A 16,629-nucleotide genomic window follows, 5' to 3' on the forward strand; every position below is an offset into this window, starting at 1 on the left:
GCAGATCAAATTTTTTCACTATAACAGCAACTGGTTTGTAATTAAATTTAAAGCATAATGGTATATATACATTATTTTACATTTCTAAACCTAAATAATCATTATTTTTAATCAATTAGTTATATTATGTTAATTTATGTGAAATAGATCACATAAATGAAAATAATCACATTCAATTTAACAAAAAATAACATAATATAACTTTAATTAACAATGATTAATAATAAAAGGAATACATTATGAATAACTCTATGTCTGTTTGTGTAGTTGGTCTTGGTTCAATGGGAATGGGGGTTGCTCTTTCCTGTATAAAAGCTGGTTTTAAAACATATGGGGTAGATTTAAATCCAAATGCCCGTAAAAAACTTATTGAGGCAGGTGCAGTAAAATCCGAAGAAACAGCAATAAGTTTTTCTAAAGAACTTGATGTGGTTATTTTATTAGTAGTAAATGCTATGCAAGTAAAACAGGTTTTATTTGGTGATAACGGACTAGCTCAACATTTAAAACCAAATACCATCGTTATGGTTTCTTCTACAATTTCAGCAAGAGACGCAAAAGAAATTGATTTAAATCTACAAAAATACCAGTTGATTATGTTAGATGCACCAGTATCTGGCGGGGCAATTAAAGCGGCTAATGGTGAAATGACCATTATGGCATCAGGGGCAAAAAGTACATTTGAAAAAATTAAACCTGTACATGATGCTATTGCTTCACATGTTTATAACATAGGTACTGAAATAGGGTTAGGCTCAACAGTAAAAATCATTCATCAGCTTTTAGCCGGAGTACATATTGCCGCTGGAGCGGAAGCTATGGCATTAGCAGCTAGAGCCAATATCCCTCTTTCAATTATGTATGAAGTTGTTACCAACGCCGCAGGGAACTCATGGATGTTTGAAAACCGCATGAAACATGTAGTTGATGGCGATTATACGCCTAAATCAGCTGTAGATATTTTTGTTAAAGATCTTGGACTTGTTAATGACACAGCTAAGTCTCTCAAATTCCCATTACCATTAGCAAGTACAGCATTAAATATGTTTACTGAAGCCAGTAATGCCGGACATGGTAAGGAAGATGATAGTGCAGTAATTAAAGTTTTTTCTGGGATTAACTTACCAGCTAAAAAAGGAGAATAATATGCATTTAGGTGTCATAGCAGACGATTTTACAGGAGCAACTGATATTGCTAGTTTTTTAGTCAATAATGGTATGCCCACTATTCAATTAAATAGCATCCCTAAACAACCTATTATTATTGATGATAGTACTGAGGCAATTGTAATAAGTTTAAAATCACGTTCTTGCCCAGTTGATATTGCCGTCAAACAATCAATCGAAGCTATAAGATGGTTAAAAAAACAAGGATGTTCTCAATTTTATTTTAAATATTGTTCTACTTTTGATAGTACACCCACCGGTAATATTGGTCCTGTAACAGATGCTCTATTAAATGAATTAGGTGAATCTTTTACGATTATATCGCCATCATTGCCTGTTAATGGACGAACAGTCTACCAAGGTTATCTTTTTGTCATGGATCAATTGTTATCAGATTCAGGTATGAGAAATCATCCAATTAATCCTATGACGCAAAGTAGTTTGATTCGTTTGATGGAGCAGCAATCATCAGGGAAATGTGGTTTAGTTCCTTATTCTATAATGGAAAAAGGTGATGACGCTATTAAACAACAATTAACAGCATTAAAACAACAAAATTATCGCTACGCTGTTTTAGATACACTAAATGAAGATCATCTAATATCTCAAGGAAGAGCTGTTAGTGATCTAAAACTTGTCACAGGTGGTTCAGGTTTAGCAATTGGTATTGCCAAAAACTTTGTTAAAAAAGAAGTTGATCTCAAGCAAACACAAGCACTAGGTAGGCCACAAGGAAGTAAAACAATTTTATTATCAGGTTCTTGTTCATTAATGACTAATAAACAAGTTATGTTCTATAAAAAAATAGCGCCCACATATGCATTAGATGTTGAAAAATGTGTTAATCAATTATCAGACTATTGTCAGGTCGTTATTGATTGGATAGATAAAAATAATAAACAAAAAAATGCTCCACTAATTTATGCTACAACTGATACTACAGAATTGAAAGCGATTCAACAAAAATGGGGAATTGAAAAGTCTAGTAAAGCAATTGAAGCTTTTTTTGAAAAACTAGTTATTGCTCTAGAAAAAAAATCTTACGATAAATATATAGTTGCAGGAGGAGAAACGTCAGGCGTTGTTGCTCAAGCATTAAATGTTAATGGTTTTTATATCGGTCCGACAATTGCTCCCGGTGTTCCTTGGGTTCGAGCAATTAATAAACCAATATCTTTAGCATTAAAATCAGGTAATTTTGGTGATGAAACTTTTTTTGTAAAAGCACAAGGGGAGTTTTAAATGACTGAACAACAAGCTAGACAACAATTGATTGATATTGCTTCATCTCTTTTCCAAAGAGGTTATGCTACCGGCTCGGCAGGTAATATGTCCTTACTTCTTGATGATAACACAATTTTGGCGACACCAACGGGATCTTGTTTGGGTAGATTACAACCAAATGACTTGTCTAAGCTGACACTTTCAGGTGAATTTATTAGTGGTAAGAAACCTTCAAAAGAAGTTAAATTTCACCTCGGACTTTATAACAATAATCCTAAATGTAAAGCTGTAGTTCATTTACATAGCCTTTATTTAACAGCGCTTTCATGTCTGCAAGATCTTAATCACCAAAATGCTATTAAGCCATTTACTCCCTATGTCGTAATGAGAATGGGCAATGTTCCAGTAATCCCTTATTACAAACCAGGTGATATCCGCATTGCAACTGATTTAGCGTCACTAGCATTGAATCATCAAGCTTTTTTATTAGCAAATCACGGAGCAGTAACCATTGGAGAGAACTTAGAAGAAGCCACTAATAATTATGAAGAATTAGAAGAAACAGCAAAACTAATTTTTATCTTAAAAGATCAAAAAATTAACTATCTGACAGAAGATGAGATTAACGAACTAAGGAAATAATTATGTCTAGAACTCAATGTAAATTTGCAGCAAATCTAACTATGATGTTTAAAGAGTTACCGTTTTTAGAACGTTTTAGTGCTGCAGCTAAAGCAGGTTTTAAAGCAGTTGAATTTTTATCACCATATGAATATTCCAAAGAAGAGTTGTTAAAACAACTACAACAAAATAATTTACAATTAGTTCTATTTAATAGTGCTATGGGTGATATATCAAAAGGTGAATGGGGATTAAATGCTATTCCAGGACGGGAAAAGGACGCAAGAGAAAATATCCACACAGCTTTAGATTATGCAATAGCACTAAAATGCCCGACCATTCATTTAATGGCCGCTGTAGTGCCTCCTGATGCTGATTATGCTTTATACCAACAAACTTTTATTGATAATGTTCGTTATGCAGCTGAACTTTACCAAAAACATAATATTTCTATTGTATTAGAGGCACTAAGTCCAATTGTAAAACCTAATTACTTATTTTCTAGTCAATTCCAAAGTGCTGAGCTAGTAAAACTTATTAATCGGCCAAATGTTTTCATTCAATTTGATGTATTTCATGCTCAAAATGTCGATGGAAATATCACACGGTTGTTTGAACAAATGAAAGATAAAATCAAACACATTCAAATTGCTTCAGTTCCTGATAGACATGAACCTGATGAAGGTGAAATTGATTACGCTTATATATTTAATCTATTTGAACAAAATAATTATTCTGATTGGATTGGCTGTGAATATAACCCACGAGCTAATACTCAAGATGGGCTTCTGTGGTTAAAGAACATAGTGCCTAGAACTTAACATACTCGTTCAAAGAGAAAAGGTATTCTCTTGCCAAATCAATACATATAGGAGTAAAAAATGTCCATCTCGATATTACTCACCATAGCGGTGATCGGTATTCTATTGCTGTTAGTTTTGATTATTAAATTTAAAGTACAACCTTTTATTGCATTATTGTTAGTTAGTCTGTTTGTTGCTCTTGCAACCGGTATTCCTGCAAATAAAATTTGGTCTATAATAACTTCAGGTATGGGGGGCTTACTTGGACATGTAGCACTAATTATTGGTCTAGGTGCTATGTTAGGAAAACTAATTGAACATTCAGGGGGAACTTATTCACTGGCACAATATTTTACAAATAAATTAGGGAAAAAAAGAACTATAGCTGCTCTTACTATTGCGGCGTTTATTCTAGGAATTCCTGTATTTTTTGAAGTAGGATTCATTGTTGTTATTCCTATAATTTATGGATTTGCGAAAATCAATAATTTGTCTCCTGTTAAATTTGGTTTACCCGTCTCCGGAGCAATGTTAACTGTACATGTCGTACTTTCACCACACCCAGGACCTGTTGCAGCAATTAGTAATCTTAAAGCCGATATGGGATTGCAAACAATGATTGCATTAACAATTGCTATTACTGTTGCTGTTGTTGGAGTTTACTATGCAAAATTTCTAAATAGAAAAGACTATAAAATTGACGAAGAAATTCTTAATGAAATGAGTAACACTAAACATGCAGATAATCTAAAATCGGCTCCGCATGCTTATACTATTGTTGCTTTAATTGTCGCCCCTATTTTATTAATTATGATGGGAACTGTAAGTAATTACTTAATGGGAGATACAGAGCTTAGTCGCTATTTAGGTTTAATTGGTGCACCAGGGATTGCTTTATTGATTGCAATTTTCTTGGCCTGTTATTTTATTGGGCGTCAACAAAAATGGTCGATTAAAAAATGTAGTGAAATTATGGATCATTCTTTACCAGGTATTGCAACTATCATATTTGTTATTGGTGGTGGTGGTATTTTTGGGAAAGTATTGATTGAATCAGGGATCGGTAAGTCATTAGCGGATGCGCTTTATATAATTAATTTACCTCTTATTCCTGCTGCGTTTCTTATGTCATTGGCATTACGCGCGTCTCAAGGATCTGCAACTGTTGCGATTATCACTACAAGTAGTTTACTTGCAGAATCGACAGCAGAATTGAGCCAAGTAAAAATAGCACTTATAACTATCTCAACTTGTTTTGGTGGATTAGGATTATCCCATGTTAATGATGCTGGTTTCTGGGTTGTGACTAAATATCTTGGATTATCAGTATCAGATGGACTAAAGACTTGGACTGTGTTGACCACAGTATTAGGTTTAACTGGTTTCTTGCTTACATGGTTAGTTTGGTATTTTGTTTAGGATAAGCTGGATATTAATTAGGTTTAATGTTCAATAAGTTACCATTTAAACTAAAAATTTATATTATTAAAGCAATTAGAAAATCAACTATCATTGGTTTTCTAATTGTAAAAAACTTTTAGTCATAATATGTTATTAAAATTTTGGTAAGTAGTTGCCGATAAATTTAGAGATAAGAAGATATCAAAGCGTAAATATTCTGATCATGATAAATTCCGTTTAAATATTCCGCTTGCTTAAGAGTTCCTTCATAACTAAATCCACATCTTTTGGCCACTTGATTACTTTTGCTATTGTCTGTTGAACATTTAATAACAAAACGTTTAATGATTCGGCCTTCAGCATAATATTTAGTTAGGGCATGAAGTGCTTGAGTCATTATACCATGGCCTTGTATTCGGCTATCTAACCAATAACCGATATAAGCTGTTTTATTAGCACTATCAATCCGATTAAAGCTTATGACATTATATAAAGCTTGGCTATATTCTTTAGCTGGCGGTTTTAGCCAAATATATTCATTTACCAAAATGCTTTCAGGATTAATTTGACTCATCTTTATCACAAATCTTTTTGATATTATATGTTATTAAATTTTAGTATAGAAAAAAGGTTGTTGAGAAACAATCCGGAATTAAATTGTAAGGCTTTATTTTAGTTTTAATACGCTAATTCCGACAATGAATAACATAGTGGTAATTGATAAAGATAAAACATTTATATTGATGTAGTTTGGAAAAAGCGAACCTAAACTGGCACCAATAAATAAGATGCATGTATAAAGCGAAACAGCGATACCTCTATTTTTCTGTGCTGAAAATAAGGAAGAACAAGTAATCATTGATGGAATTGCCAGTGCTATAGATGAAACATAAATTAAATGAATGAAAGGCAATACGGAAGTTATAAACATGTATCTATAGATAATTAAAAAGTGCATAGCAAATGTAATAGACATTAATAATAGAGACATAGACAGCACTTTAGTGACAGCCATTTTTGAAAATAGCCATGATGATAATAATGAGGTAAGCATTCCTACAGCAGCAATTAGTCTTAATTGAGCAATTTTGATTAATTTATCCTCGTTAAATGAATTTAAACAAACATATAAAGAAACAAAACTCATTAGTACCAATAAAGCACTACCATAAATTCTTATTAATTTTTTATCAAACAACACATCAGGAATTTGGCATAGTATTTTAATCAAAGAGGCATTTTGGGATGATTGATTAACTCTATTTTTTATTATTTTCTTTGTCAAAAAGGAGAATATTATTCCACTGAATAAATAGACAATAGCTAAAGTAAACATAGATAAATTAATAGAAGTTTGTATCATGACTGATCCAAACCACTGTCCAAGTGTTCCAGCTAAAAGAAAAGCACAACTAATTAATGATACTGCACGTTTACGATATTTTTCTTCCAAATTCTCAGCTAACCACGCCAAAATTACCGGTGGAAAAGATGACGCAAAAAAACCTTGTAAACAGCGCATTAAAAGTAAATAGCTATAGTTTGGGTATAAAGGCAGTATAAAAGTAATTATAGCAAGTGATAAAAGTCCACCTTGAATAATATTTTCTCTGCCGTATTTATCAGATAAAGCCCCCCAAAGGAGAAAACCCAAAGCATAGAAAATACCAAAACAAGTTGTTAATTGAGTGACACTCTCTTGTGATACTAATAAAAAACTAGTTAAATTAACTGCGACAGGGAGAAATATGTATAAAAGTGTAACCACACACAGCGCAGTAAAAGGAATTAGACTTAAGCTAATAAAACTAGTATTTTTTATTATTTTTTTATTACTCATGCAACTACCCAAAAATACATTTATTGGTGTATAAAAACTATAATTGTAGCGATACTATAATTAATGTAGCTTAATGTCAATTAATGATGATTATCTTCAAAAAATCAGCAGCTATGCTAAACTATAAATTGTTTTAAACAAGAGGACCATTAACTTTGAAAAAAACAACATTATCGAATTCTTATAATGAATTTCTTTCTCAAGTAAAAGTGGGTATTAGGGAAGTTTCTGAGATGACAGGGATTACAGTTAGACAACTTAGATATTGGGAAGAAAAGAAAATAATTACATCTGTTAATCCGAATTCAAGTACACGCCAATTCACTTTGGCAGATATAAAGAAGGCGTTATTAATTAAAGAACTTATCGACGATGGCTATTCTCTTGATGGTGCCGCAGCAAAAATTGAAAAGCGGCTTAAAAGCATAAATTCTTTAATGGATTTAATTGATTTGAAATCGATGGAACCGTGAGTAATGTTTGATACTTAATTAAAGTAAAGAGCGGATGACTCGTATTTACCTGCTTGGCTTGAATCTAGTTGCAACTGATTAAATAAAAAAGCCCACTCACAGAGCAGGCTTTTTTATTTAAAATTGGTCGGCGAGAGAGGATTCGAACCTCCGACCCACTGGTCCCAAACCAGTTGCGCTACCAAGCTGCGCTACTCGCCGTTAGGATGCGCATAATACTGCGCTAATACTTATGTGTCAATAGTTACTAATAAAAATTATGTTAGTAACTCCTTATTTAGATATATGCGCTGGAGACTTACCAATTCGTTGATAAAACTCGACAACAAATGCTTCATAACGTTGATTGGCGACGGCTTCGCGAATTTCAGCCATTAGACGTTGATAATAGCGTAAGTTATGAATTGTATTGAGGCGTGCGCCTAATATCTCGCCACATTTATCTAAATGATGTAGGTAAGCCTTAGTGTAATTTTTACAAGTATAGCAATCGCAATGTGGATCAAGTGGTGTAGTATCATCTTTGTATTTAGCATTACGAATTTTGATTACCCCATCAGTAACAAATAGGTGACCATTACGGGCATTGCGAGTCGGCATCACACAATCAAACATATCAATACCACGGCGCACACCTTCGACTAGGTCTTCTGGTTTACCCACACCCATTAAGTAACGAGGTTTATCTGCCGGTAATTGTGGGCATGTTCCTTCTAAAATGCGATGCATGTCCGCTTTAGGTTCACCAACCGCTAGTCCGCCTACGGCATAACCATCAAAACCTATTTCGGTTAATCCTTTAATTGAAATGTCACGTAATTCTTGATGGATGCCACCTTGTACAATACCAAATAGAGCATTTTTGTTACCCAATTCATCAAAACGTTTACGGCTACGTTTGGCCCAACGTAACGACATTTCCATCGATTTTTTAACATAGTCCCATTCAGCAGGGAAGGGTGCACATTCATCAAAAATCATTACAATATCGGAACCAAGGTCGTACTGAATTTCCATTGATATCTCTGGAGATAAGAAGATCGCATCACCATTAATAGGATTACGGAAATAAACGCCTTCTTCTTTAATTTTGCGAATATCACCTAAACTGAAAACTTGAAAACCACCGGAATCAGTTAAAATTGGGCCAGACCATTGCATAAAGTCATGCAAGTCACCGTGTTTACGCATGATGTCTTGACCGGGACGTAACCATAGATGGAAAGTATTACCTAATAATATTTGTGCGCCAGTTGCAGCAACTTCTTCAGGCGTCATACCTTTAACAGTACCATAGGTACCAACCGGCATAAAAGTTGGTGTTTCAACTGTATATTCGACTCCTCGGCGATCAAATTGCATTCTTCCCCGACGGGCTAAACCATCAGTATTAATTAGTTCAAATTTCATTTTTATGTTAACCTCTTGCGACCAAATAAACAGTTTGGCGCCAATTTTTGTTATAATACGCTATTGTATTATTAATTTGCGGGGCCTAGTTTATCGTGCATCATTTGAATAAACAATATCGGATGAGGGTTGGATTCTTTTGAAATATGTTTTTTTGCCATTATTATGTGGGCTAATATTTTTATCAACTGGTTGCCAAAATCAAAATACCAATCTGCCGTTGCTCCTTTCATCTGAACAAATTCAGACATTATCTGAACAAGATATTTTGGCAATTAGTGAGCAAGCTTGTAGTGAGGTTGATAAGCACGCTATTATCGTCAGTGATTCTCATGCTCTTAACCAACGGCTTTATGCAGTAGCGCAAACTTTACCCACAACAATTAATAATATTGAGGTAAATTATAAGGTTTATTTAGATGCTGAACCAAATGCATGGTCAACAGCTAATGGTTGTATCCGTGTAAATAGTGGGTTAATTAAACAATTAACAGATAATGAGTTACAAGCAGTATTAGCACATGAACAAGCCCATATAGCACTTAAACATACCATAAATTCATTCCAACAAGCTCCTTATATTGTAATCACCGATAAAGCTGATGAAACGGTGATCATAATGAAAGAACAAATTTCCCAGCAATATGAAATGAATGCTGATTATTATGCCTTTAATTTATTAGTTAGTGAGAAAATAAATCCAATGGGATTAATTAGTATGTTAGTAAAAATGCCGATTCATTCAGTAGCGCAGTCAACCTCACATCCATCAACATTGGCGCGAATTAATAATATTTTAAGAAAATTAAATCAAGAATAATTATCTATAATTGTGCAAAGCGGTTTGTCGAGCTAATAGCAACCAAGCTTTGGGTAAACTTGATTGCTTCTTGAAAATTTAATCAATTTTTAGATAAATTATATTGTTATATTATTGGTTATCTTTGCCTGTAATAAACATAGCATCGCCATAACTAAAGAAGCGGTATTGTTCTTCAACAGCTTGTTGATAGGCATTCATGGTATTTTGATAGCCAGCAAAGGCCGAAACTAACATGATTAGGGTAGATTCAGGCAGATGAAAATTAGTGATCAGTGAATCGATCACCTTGAAGTGATAACCAGGGTAGATAAAAATTTGAGTGTCGGCGAAAAATGGAGCAATTGTTCCAGTTTTTTGAGCCGCACTTTCCAGCGCTCTGACTGATGTAGTACCAACAGCTATTACTTTATTGCCCCGAGCTTTACAAGTTAATACGGCATCAACCACTGAAGCTGGAACTTCCGCATATTCGGCGTGCATGATATGTGTTTCAATATTTTCGACTCTCACTGGTTGAAAGGTCCCCGCACCGACATGTAAAGTAACAAATGCCATTTCAACCCCTTTTTGTTTTAGTTTCGCTAATAATGGTTCGTCAAAATGCAATCCAGCAGTTGGGGCAGCGACGGCTCCAGGTTTTTCACTATAAACAGTTTGGTAAAGTTCCTTATCAGCAGCTTCGTCAGGACGATCTATATAAGGTGGTAAAGGAATATGACCAATTTTATCTAATATATTCAGTACATCATCTGGAAATTGTAACTCAAATAAAGCATCATGCCGAGTTAACATAATAGCAGAAATGGATTCGTCTTCGCCTAATAGTAACTCAGTACCAACTTTAGGTGATTTTGAGGCTTTGATGTGGGCGAGCACACGATTATTGTCTAATAATCGTTCAATCAAAATTTCAATTTTGCCACCAGATACCTTTTTGCCATAAATGCGTGCAGGAATAACTTTAGTATTATTAAAAACCAGTAAATCACCAGGATTTATTTTATTAATAATATCGGTAAAAATTCCATGTTCAATGTTACCGTTACTGCCATCAAGTGATAAAAGTCGACATGCACTTCTGGTTGTTGATGGGTGTTTGGCAATGAGTTCCTTAGGTAAAGTAAAATTAAAATCGGATAGCTGCATATTTGTGTACCTTCAAAAAAGAGGCAATAGTCTAAATCCCACGCTATCGCTACGCAAGTAATTATTTGTTGATTATTATTTAAGTTGAGTTAAAATTTCCTTTGCTTAACGGAAGTTAGCATAAAATGAATTATTATTGATATAAGGAAAATAGTATGAAAAAACATCAAAAAACATTGTTGGTTGCATTACCTTTAGTGGCTACAATGTCACTTGTCGGTTGTAAAAGTATGAATGCCGATGATTTAACAAGTCTTGGTATGAAATCTTTAAAAGCAGCAACACTCAGTGATAATGATGTGAAATCATTAAGTGCGCAATCATGTGCTCAAATGGATGCTCAATCAAAAGTTGCACCAGCAAATAGTGCTTACACTAAACGGTTAAATAAAATTGCTAAAACTCTTGGTAATAATATAAATGGTACACCAATTTCATATAAAGTATATTTAACTAAAGATGTTAATGCTTGGGCAATGGCAAATGGTTGTGTACGTGTATACAGCGGCTTAATGGATATGATGACTGATAATGAAATTCAAGGCGTAGTTGGTCATGAAATCGGTCATGTGGCTTTAGGTCATAGTAAAAAAGCTATGCAAGTTGCATACGCTACCGAAATTGCTCGTGATGCAGCAGCTGCATCAGGAAATGCTGCAGTAGCTTCAGTTTCTAAATCACAACTAGGTGCTTTAGCAGCAGCTGTAGTAAATTCTCAATTCTCACAAAGCCAAGAGAAAGATGCAGATAACTACTCATTTGATTTCTTAGTCCAAAAAAATATCAATCCAGCAGGACTTGCAACTGCATTTGATAAATTAGGTGGTGGTAATGCTTCATTATTAAGTAGTCATCCATCTTCTGCGGACCGAGCAAAAAATATTCGTACTAAACTTGCTGATTTGAAAAAATAAGCCTAAAAATACGAACGACAAAAAGCGACACTATTTAGTGGCGCTTTTTTTGTATCAGTAGATAACATAAAAAATATAAATAGTTAACAAATTAGGGGGGAATAATGACATCTGATAATTTAACATCTAAAGTTAATTCAGAAAAGAACGAGGAAATTAAAAAAGCTAGTTTTTGGGTAAACCATATCTTTATTTTACTGGCAACCGTAATTGGCGTTTATTTAGCTGCTAATCAAGGTTATAAACAAGCGGTTCAATTTGAAAATATGAAAAGCTATAAAGATAATTATTATCTGCAAAAATCGTTGCAATATGAGTTAATTGATAATATTAATATCTTGAAGAATTATTTAGTTAAATGTCAAGATAGTAGCTATTTGGGTGCACGTACTGAACCTTTAAATTTTTATACACTAGTTTGGGACAATATGAAATTTTCATCAACTACATTAGGTACTCCGCCAGAATTATTACGCGATGCTCAGCGGTTTTATCGCGAAGTAGATCGTATTCATAATGAAATAGCTAAGGGCAATATAGGTGTAACCGTTGGTGTATCGAAGTTACAAGAGCAGATAAATCATATTGAAAAAGAACTTTTACCTGCTTTAGATTCTAGTACTAAAAAAATCGAGAAAATCTTAGAAGGCACTGATGTGGTTTTATAAAATGAATAAAGGAGCTTAATTAAAAAAACCGAATTGATCGGTTTTTTTAATTTTAGGCATTCTTGTTAACAGGTTAGTTTTGTTATTGCTTATAGTTAGATAAAAAATTGCCAAATCGTTGAATCGCATCCTGCAGTTCTCCAGTGTGCGGTAGAGCAACAATTCTGACATGATCTGGTTTGTGCCAGTTAAAACCTGTACCTTGAACCAGTAGTACCTTCTCTTGTAATAAAAAGTCTAAAACGAGTTGTTGATCATTATGAATGTTAAATTTTTGTTGGTCAATTTTAGGGAATAAGTACAAAGCACCTTGCGGTTTGGTACATGAAACCCCAGGAATGTCATTAAGTAAACGCCACGCCAACATACATTGATCGTAAAGTCGCCCACCAGGAACTATAAATTCATTAATACTTTGGTAACCACCGAGTGCGCCTTGGATAGCATGCTGCATTGGAACATTAGCACATAGACGCATTGAAGCTAACATATTCAAGCCTTCAATATAGCCTTTCACATGGAGCTTTGGTCCACAAAGTGCCATCCAACCTTGCCTGAAACCCGCAGCTCGGTAGGTTTTGGATAATCCACTCATAGTGACAACAAACAAATCAGGAGCTAATGCTGCAATTGAATGATGTACTGCGTCATCATATAAAATTTTATCATAAACTTCGTCAGCAAAAATGAGTAGGTTATTTTGGCGCGCAATTTCAGCTATTTCTAGTAATATTTCTTTACTATAAACTGCCCCTGTTGGGTTATTTGGGTTAATAATTACTAATCCTTTAGTTTTTGGGGTGATTTTACTTTTTATATCGTCTATATCTGGTGACCAATTAGCTTCTTCGTCACAAAGATAATGAATAGCATTGCCACCAGATAAACTTACAGCAGCTGTCCATAAAGGATAATCCGGCATCGGTACCAGTACTTCATCACCACTATTTAGTAAAGCCTGCATAGATTGCACGATAAGCTCAGATACGCCATTACCAATATAAATATCCTCAACATCTAAACTAGTAATGCCCCTAGCTTGATAATGTTGCATAATAGCTTTACGTGCAGAATAAATTCCTTTGGAATCTGAATATCCTTGTGAAAACGGCAAATTGCGAATGATATCAGCAAGTAACTCATCGGGGGCAGTAAAACCAAACGGGGCGGGGTTCCCAATATTGAGTTTAAGAATAGTTTGACCTTCTTCTTCTAACTTTTTGGCATGATCGAGAATTGGTCCACGAATGTCATAACAAACATGATCCAATTTATTAGATTTTGGGAAATTCATCGTATTACCGCCTTGCTTTGATTATTTTAATAGTATTTGTCTTTTTCAAAAAAAATAATGTACTCCTATTTAGATAATTTTTGAAGATGTTATTATAGCTAACCCAATAAATATTTTTATATTGTATGAAAATTGTGCGGAGAGTGTTATGAAAACTATTTTAACCGTAATCGGTAAAGATCAAACCGGCATTATTGCTGGTATTAGCCAAAAATTATATGAATTAGATATTAATATTTTGGATGTGACTCAAACCATCATGGATGAGTATTTTACCATGATTATGTTGCTTGATTTTTCTAAAATTAAAGTATCCTTTGATGAAGTTAAAACCTCATTAACGCAAACAGGCGATAAATTAAAGGTGAAAGTAAATATTCAACGCGAAGAAATCTTTGATGCTATGCATCGATTGTAATTTACTATTTTATACTTTTAGAAAGGAAAATATTGATGGAAACTAAACAGATCCTCGAAACAATTAAAATGATTGAGGAAGAAAAACTCGATATTCGCACAATAACTATGGGTATTTCACTCCTTGATTGTATTGATAGTGATGGTGAAAAGGCGCGTCAAAAAATCTATGAAAAAATTACACGGCTGGCAAAAAATCTTGTCAAAGTTGGGGAGGATATCTCTTCTGAATTTGGTATTCCAATCATCAATAAACGTATTTCTGTAACGCCTATTTCATTAATTGCCGGGGCGAGTAATGATAAAGATTATGTTGAATTTGCTAAAACTCTTGATGCGGCAGCGAAAGCTGTTGGGGTTAACTTTATTGGTGGATTCTCGGCATTAGTGCAAAAAGGTTACCACAAAGGAGATGAAATATTAATCAAATCCATTCCTGCAGCGTTAGCAAAAACAGAACGAGTATGTGCATCAGTTAATGTGGGATCTACCCAAACAGGTATCAACATGGATGCCGTAAAACAGATGGGGCAAATTATTAAAGAAGCCGCAGAGTTGACTGCTGATAATAGTAGTATGGCATGTGCAAAATTAGTGGTATTTGCTAATGCGGTTGAAGATAATCCATTTATGGCAGGTGCATTCCATGGTGTCGGTGAAGCGGATTGTGTCATTAATGTTGGCGTAAGTGGCCCGGGAGTGGTTAAGCGAGCACTAGAAAAAGTTAAAGGTGAGTCCTTTGACGTTGTCGCAGAAACTATTAAGAAAACTGCTTTTAAAATAACTCGGATGGGGCAACTTGTAGGTAAGGAAGCATCGGAACGTTTGGGTGTTAAATTTGGTATTGTTGATTTATCTTTAGCTCCTACGCCAGCAATTGGCGATTCGGTTGCCCATATTTTAGAAGAAATGGGACTCGAAGCTGTTGGTACACATGGCACAACTGCAGCATTGGCTATGCTTAATGATGCTGTAAAAAAAGGTGGTGTGATGGCATGTGGTCATGTTGGTGGTTTAAGTGGTGCATTTATCCCTGTTTCAGAAGATGCGGGCATGATTGATGCAGTAAATAATGGAGCCTTAAATCTGGAAAAACTAGAAGCTATGACCTGTGTTTGTTCTGTAGGACTTGATATGATCGCTATTCCTGGCGATACCCCTGCGGCAACCATTTCTGCCATAATTGCTGATGAGGCGGCCATCGGTGTTATTAATCATAAAACTACGGCAGTCCGAATTATTCCAGCAGTTGGTCTTAAAGTCGGCGATAATATTGAATTTGGTGGCTTATTAGGACATGCTCCAGTAATGCCAGTTAATAAATTTAGTTCAAGTGATTTTGTTAATCGTGGTGGGCGTATCCCAGCACCAATCCATTCATTCAAAAATTAATTTAAATGGTGCTACTAAAATGAGTAGCATCTTTATAAACTCTATTCTTATTTAAAACCAAATTAGTGCCTATATATTAAATTGTATTCTAGCCAATTAAAATAAAATTAGACATAATTACCTTTATTTTATTTTGTAAAAATGTTTCAGGAGTGCAAGGTGTTTAAGTATAAACACTAGCAATAATTAGTTATGAATTCAGAATCTTATTTTCAACGTTTCAGTGGTATAGCTAGACTTTATGGCGAACCAGCATTACAACGCTTTTCACAAGCTCATATTTGTGTAATTGGTATTGGAGGTGTAGGTTCTTGGGTAGCCGAATCCCTTGCTCGTAGTGGTATTGGGAAAATTACATTAATTGATATGGATGATGTATGTGTTACTAATACTAATCGACAGATCCATGCTTTAAAAGCCAATATTGGTAAAGCGAAAACAGTGGTTATGGCTGAAAGAATTTTACAAATCAATCCAGAATGTGTTGTTAATGAAATAGATGATTTTATTAATGCTGACAATATGAGTAATTATTTAGGGACTAAACAACAACCTTATTATGATTATATTATTGATGCCATTGATAGTGTACGTGATAAAGCCGCGGTATTAGCTTATTGTAAACGACAAAAATTGAAAGTGATTACCATCGGTGGTGCTGGTGGGCAAAAAGATCCAACTAAAATAAAAATTGCTGATTTAGCTAAAACCATTCAAGATCCATTAGCAGCAAAACTACGCGAAAGGCTAAAAAATGACTATAAGCTTAATAAAGACAGTAAAGGAAAGTTCGCAATACCATGTGTATTTTCGACTGAGCAATTAACTTATCCTGCTCAAAATGGACAAATTTGTTATTCAAAAAGTTTAGCTGAAGGTGCTAAAAAAATGGATTGTGAGTCAGGTTTTGGAGCAATTACAACAGTTACGGCAACATTTGGTTTTGTTGCAGTTAGTTATGTATTGGATAAATTGAGCAACAGTTAACCAATTTTTATTGGCTAGGTGCTGTTAATAATCTCATTAGCATAAGTAT

At 34.3% G+C, this 16,629-nt stretch carries 17 protein-coding genes and 1 tRNA gene; 12 read left to right on the forward strand and 6 right to left on the reverse strand.

All coding sequences use genetic code 11. From position 1 onward, the window contains the following. The first annotated feature begins 239 nt into the window (after positions 1 to 239). From ltnD to A9G12_RS02105, 5 genes are read left to right on the forward strand one after another with little or no spacing between them, the layout of a single operon-like run. Positions 240 to 1,145, forward strand: coding sequence for an L-threonate dehydrogenase (gene ltnD, locus A9G12_RS02085; RefSeq protein ID WP_065564229.1), 906 nt, complete (start codon positions 240 to 242; stop codon positions 1,143 to 1,145). 1 nt (position 1,146) lies between these two features. Next, complete coding sequence (gene otnK, locus A9G12_RS02090; protein WP_065564230.1) at positions 1,147 to 2,409, forward strand: 3-oxo-tetronate kinase; 1,263 nt, start codon at positions 1,147 to 1,149, stop codon at positions 2,407 to 2,409. After that, entirely contained in the window at positions 2,410 to 3,033 is a 624-nt protein-coding gene (gene otnC / locus A9G12_RS02095; protein WP_065564231.1) for a 3-oxo-tetronate 4-phosphate decarboxylase, read from the forward strand. Between the two features lie 2 nt (positions 3,034 to 3,035). Beyond that, positions 3,036 to 3,833, forward strand: a complete 798-nt coding sequence (otnI, locus tag A9G12_RS02100) for a 2-oxo-tetronate isomerase (protein WP_065564232.1) — start codon at positions 3,036 to 3,038, stop codon at positions 3,831 to 3,833. A gap of 60 nt (positions 3,834 to 3,893) precedes the next feature. Continuing rightward, complete coding sequence (locus tag A9G12_RS02105) at positions 3,894 to 5,234, forward strand: GntP family transporter (protein WP_065564233.1); 1,341 nt, start codon at positions 3,894 to 3,896, stop codon at positions 5,232 to 5,234. 166 nt (positions 5,235 to 5,400) lie between these two features. Here A9G12_RS02105 and A9G12_RS02110 read toward each other — a convergent pair whose 3' ends face one another. Further along, positions 5,401 to 5,790 carry a GNAT family N-acetyltransferase gene (locus A9G12_RS02110; RefSeq protein ID WP_065564234.1) on the reverse strand — a complete coding sequence of 130 codons (390 nt, stop codon included), beginning with the start codon at positions 5,788 to 5,790 and terminating at the stop codon, positions 5,401 to 5,403. A gap of 93 nt (positions 5,791 to 5,883) precedes the next feature. Further along, on the reverse strand, positions 5,884 to 7,056 hold the full coding sequence (locus tag A9G12_RS02115; RefSeq protein WP_065564235.1) for an MFS transporter: 1,173 nt from the start codon (positions 7,054 to 7,056) through the stop codon (positions 5,884 to 5,886). A gap of 155 nt (positions 7,057 to 7,211) precedes the next feature. On the opposite strand from A9G12_RS02115, the gene A9G12_RS02120 reads away from it, so the two are divergent. Continuing rightward, the gene (locus A9G12_RS02120) at positions 7,212 to 7,529 is read left to right on the forward strand and encodes a MerR family transcriptional regulator (protein ID WP_065564236.1); all 318 of its coding nucleotides are present in this window, start codon (positions 7,212 to 7,214) and stop codon (positions 7,527 to 7,529) included. Between the two features lie 124 nt (positions 7,530 to 7,653). Here the strand turns inward: A9G12_RS02120 and A9G12_RS02125 are convergent. Both A9G12_RS02125 and tgt read right to left on the reverse strand, forming a co-directional pair. Next, positions 7,654 to 7,730: transfer RNA gene (locus A9G12_RS02125), tRNA-Pro, on the reverse strand. Positions 7,731 to 7,802: 72 nt separating this feature from the next. Then, positions 7,803 to 8,939, reverse strand: coding sequence for a tRNA guanosine(34) transglycosylase Tgt (gene tgt, locus A9G12_RS02130; protein WP_065564237.1), 1,137 nt, complete (start codon positions 8,937 to 8,939; stop codon positions 7,803 to 7,805). A gap of 139 nt (positions 8,940 to 9,078) precedes the next feature. Here tgt and A9G12_RS02135 point away from each other — a divergent pair, with 139 nt between their 5' ends. Next, positions 9,079 to 9,759, forward strand: coding sequence for a M48 family metalloprotease (locus tag A9G12_RS02135; RefSeq protein WP_065564238.1), 681 nt, complete (start codon positions 9,079 to 9,081; stop codon positions 9,757 to 9,759). Positions 9,760 to 9,870: 111 nt separating this feature from the next. Here the strand turns inward: A9G12_RS02135 and queA are convergent, their stop codons facing one another. Further along, positions 9,871 to 10,908: a tRNA preQ1(34) S-adenosylmethionine ribosyltransferase-isomerase QueA gene (gene queA, locus A9G12_RS02140; RefSeq protein WP_065564239.1), complete on the reverse strand. Its 1,038-nt coding sequence runs from the start codon at positions 10,906 to 10,908 to the stop codon at positions 9,871 to 9,873. 155 nt (positions 10,909 to 11,063) lie between these two features. Between queA and A9G12_RS02145 the strand changes: the two genes are divergently transcribed. Beyond that, entirely contained in the window at positions 11,064 to 11,822 is a 759-nt protein-coding gene (locus A9G12_RS02145) for a M48 family metallopeptidase (protein ID WP_065564240.1), read from the forward strand. Positions 11,823 to 11,926: 104 nt separating this feature from the next. Then, the gene (locus A9G12_RS02150) at positions 11,927 to 12,490 is read left to right on the forward strand and encodes a hypothetical protein (RefSeq protein ID WP_065564241.1); all 564 of its coding nucleotides are present in this window, start codon (positions 11,927 to 11,929) and stop codon (positions 12,488 to 12,490) included. An 82-nt stretch (positions 12,491 to 12,572) separates the two neighbouring features. Here A9G12_RS02150 and A9G12_RS02155 read toward each other — a convergent pair whose 3' ends face one another. After that, on the reverse strand, positions 12,573 to 13,784 hold the full coding sequence (locus A9G12_RS02155) for a pyridoxal phosphate-dependent aminotransferase (RefSeq protein WP_065564242.1): 1,212 nt from the start codon (positions 13,782 to 13,784) through the stop codon (positions 12,573 to 12,575). 148 nt (positions 13,785 to 13,932) lie between these two features. Here A9G12_RS02155 and A9G12_RS02160 point away from each other — a divergent pair, with 148 nt between their 5' ends. The 3 genes from A9G12_RS02160 to tcdA all read left to right on the forward strand — a co-directional run bounded on the left by A9G12_RS02160 (position 13,933) and on the right by tcdA (position 16,580). Then, positions 13,933 to 14,202, forward strand: a complete 270-nt coding sequence (locus tag A9G12_RS02160; RefSeq protein ID WP_065564243.1) for an ACT domain-containing protein — start codon at positions 13,933 to 13,935, stop codon at positions 14,200 to 14,202. Between the two features lie 35 nt (positions 14,203 to 14,237). Next, on the forward strand, positions 14,238 to 15,593 hold the full coding sequence (locus A9G12_RS02165; protein ID WP_065564244.1) for a PFL family protein: 1,356 nt from the start codon (positions 14,238 to 14,240) through the stop codon (positions 15,591 to 15,593). A gap of 192 nt (positions 15,594 to 15,785) precedes the next feature. Then, positions 15,786 to 16,580: a tRNA cyclic N6-threonylcarbamoyladenosine(37) synthase TcdA gene (tcdA, locus tag A9G12_RS02170; RefSeq protein ID WP_065564245.1), complete on the forward strand. Its 795-nt coding sequence runs from the start codon at positions 15,786 to 15,788 to the stop codon at positions 16,578 to 16,580. Positions 16,581 to 16,629 lie beyond the last annotated feature (49 nt).

This window comes from Gilliamella sp. wkB112 (genome assembly GCF_001690685.1).
In the GTDB taxonomy this organism is placed as follows: Bacteria; Pseudomonadota; Gammaproteobacteria; order Enterobacterales; family Orbaceae; genus Gilliamella; species Gilliamella apicola_J.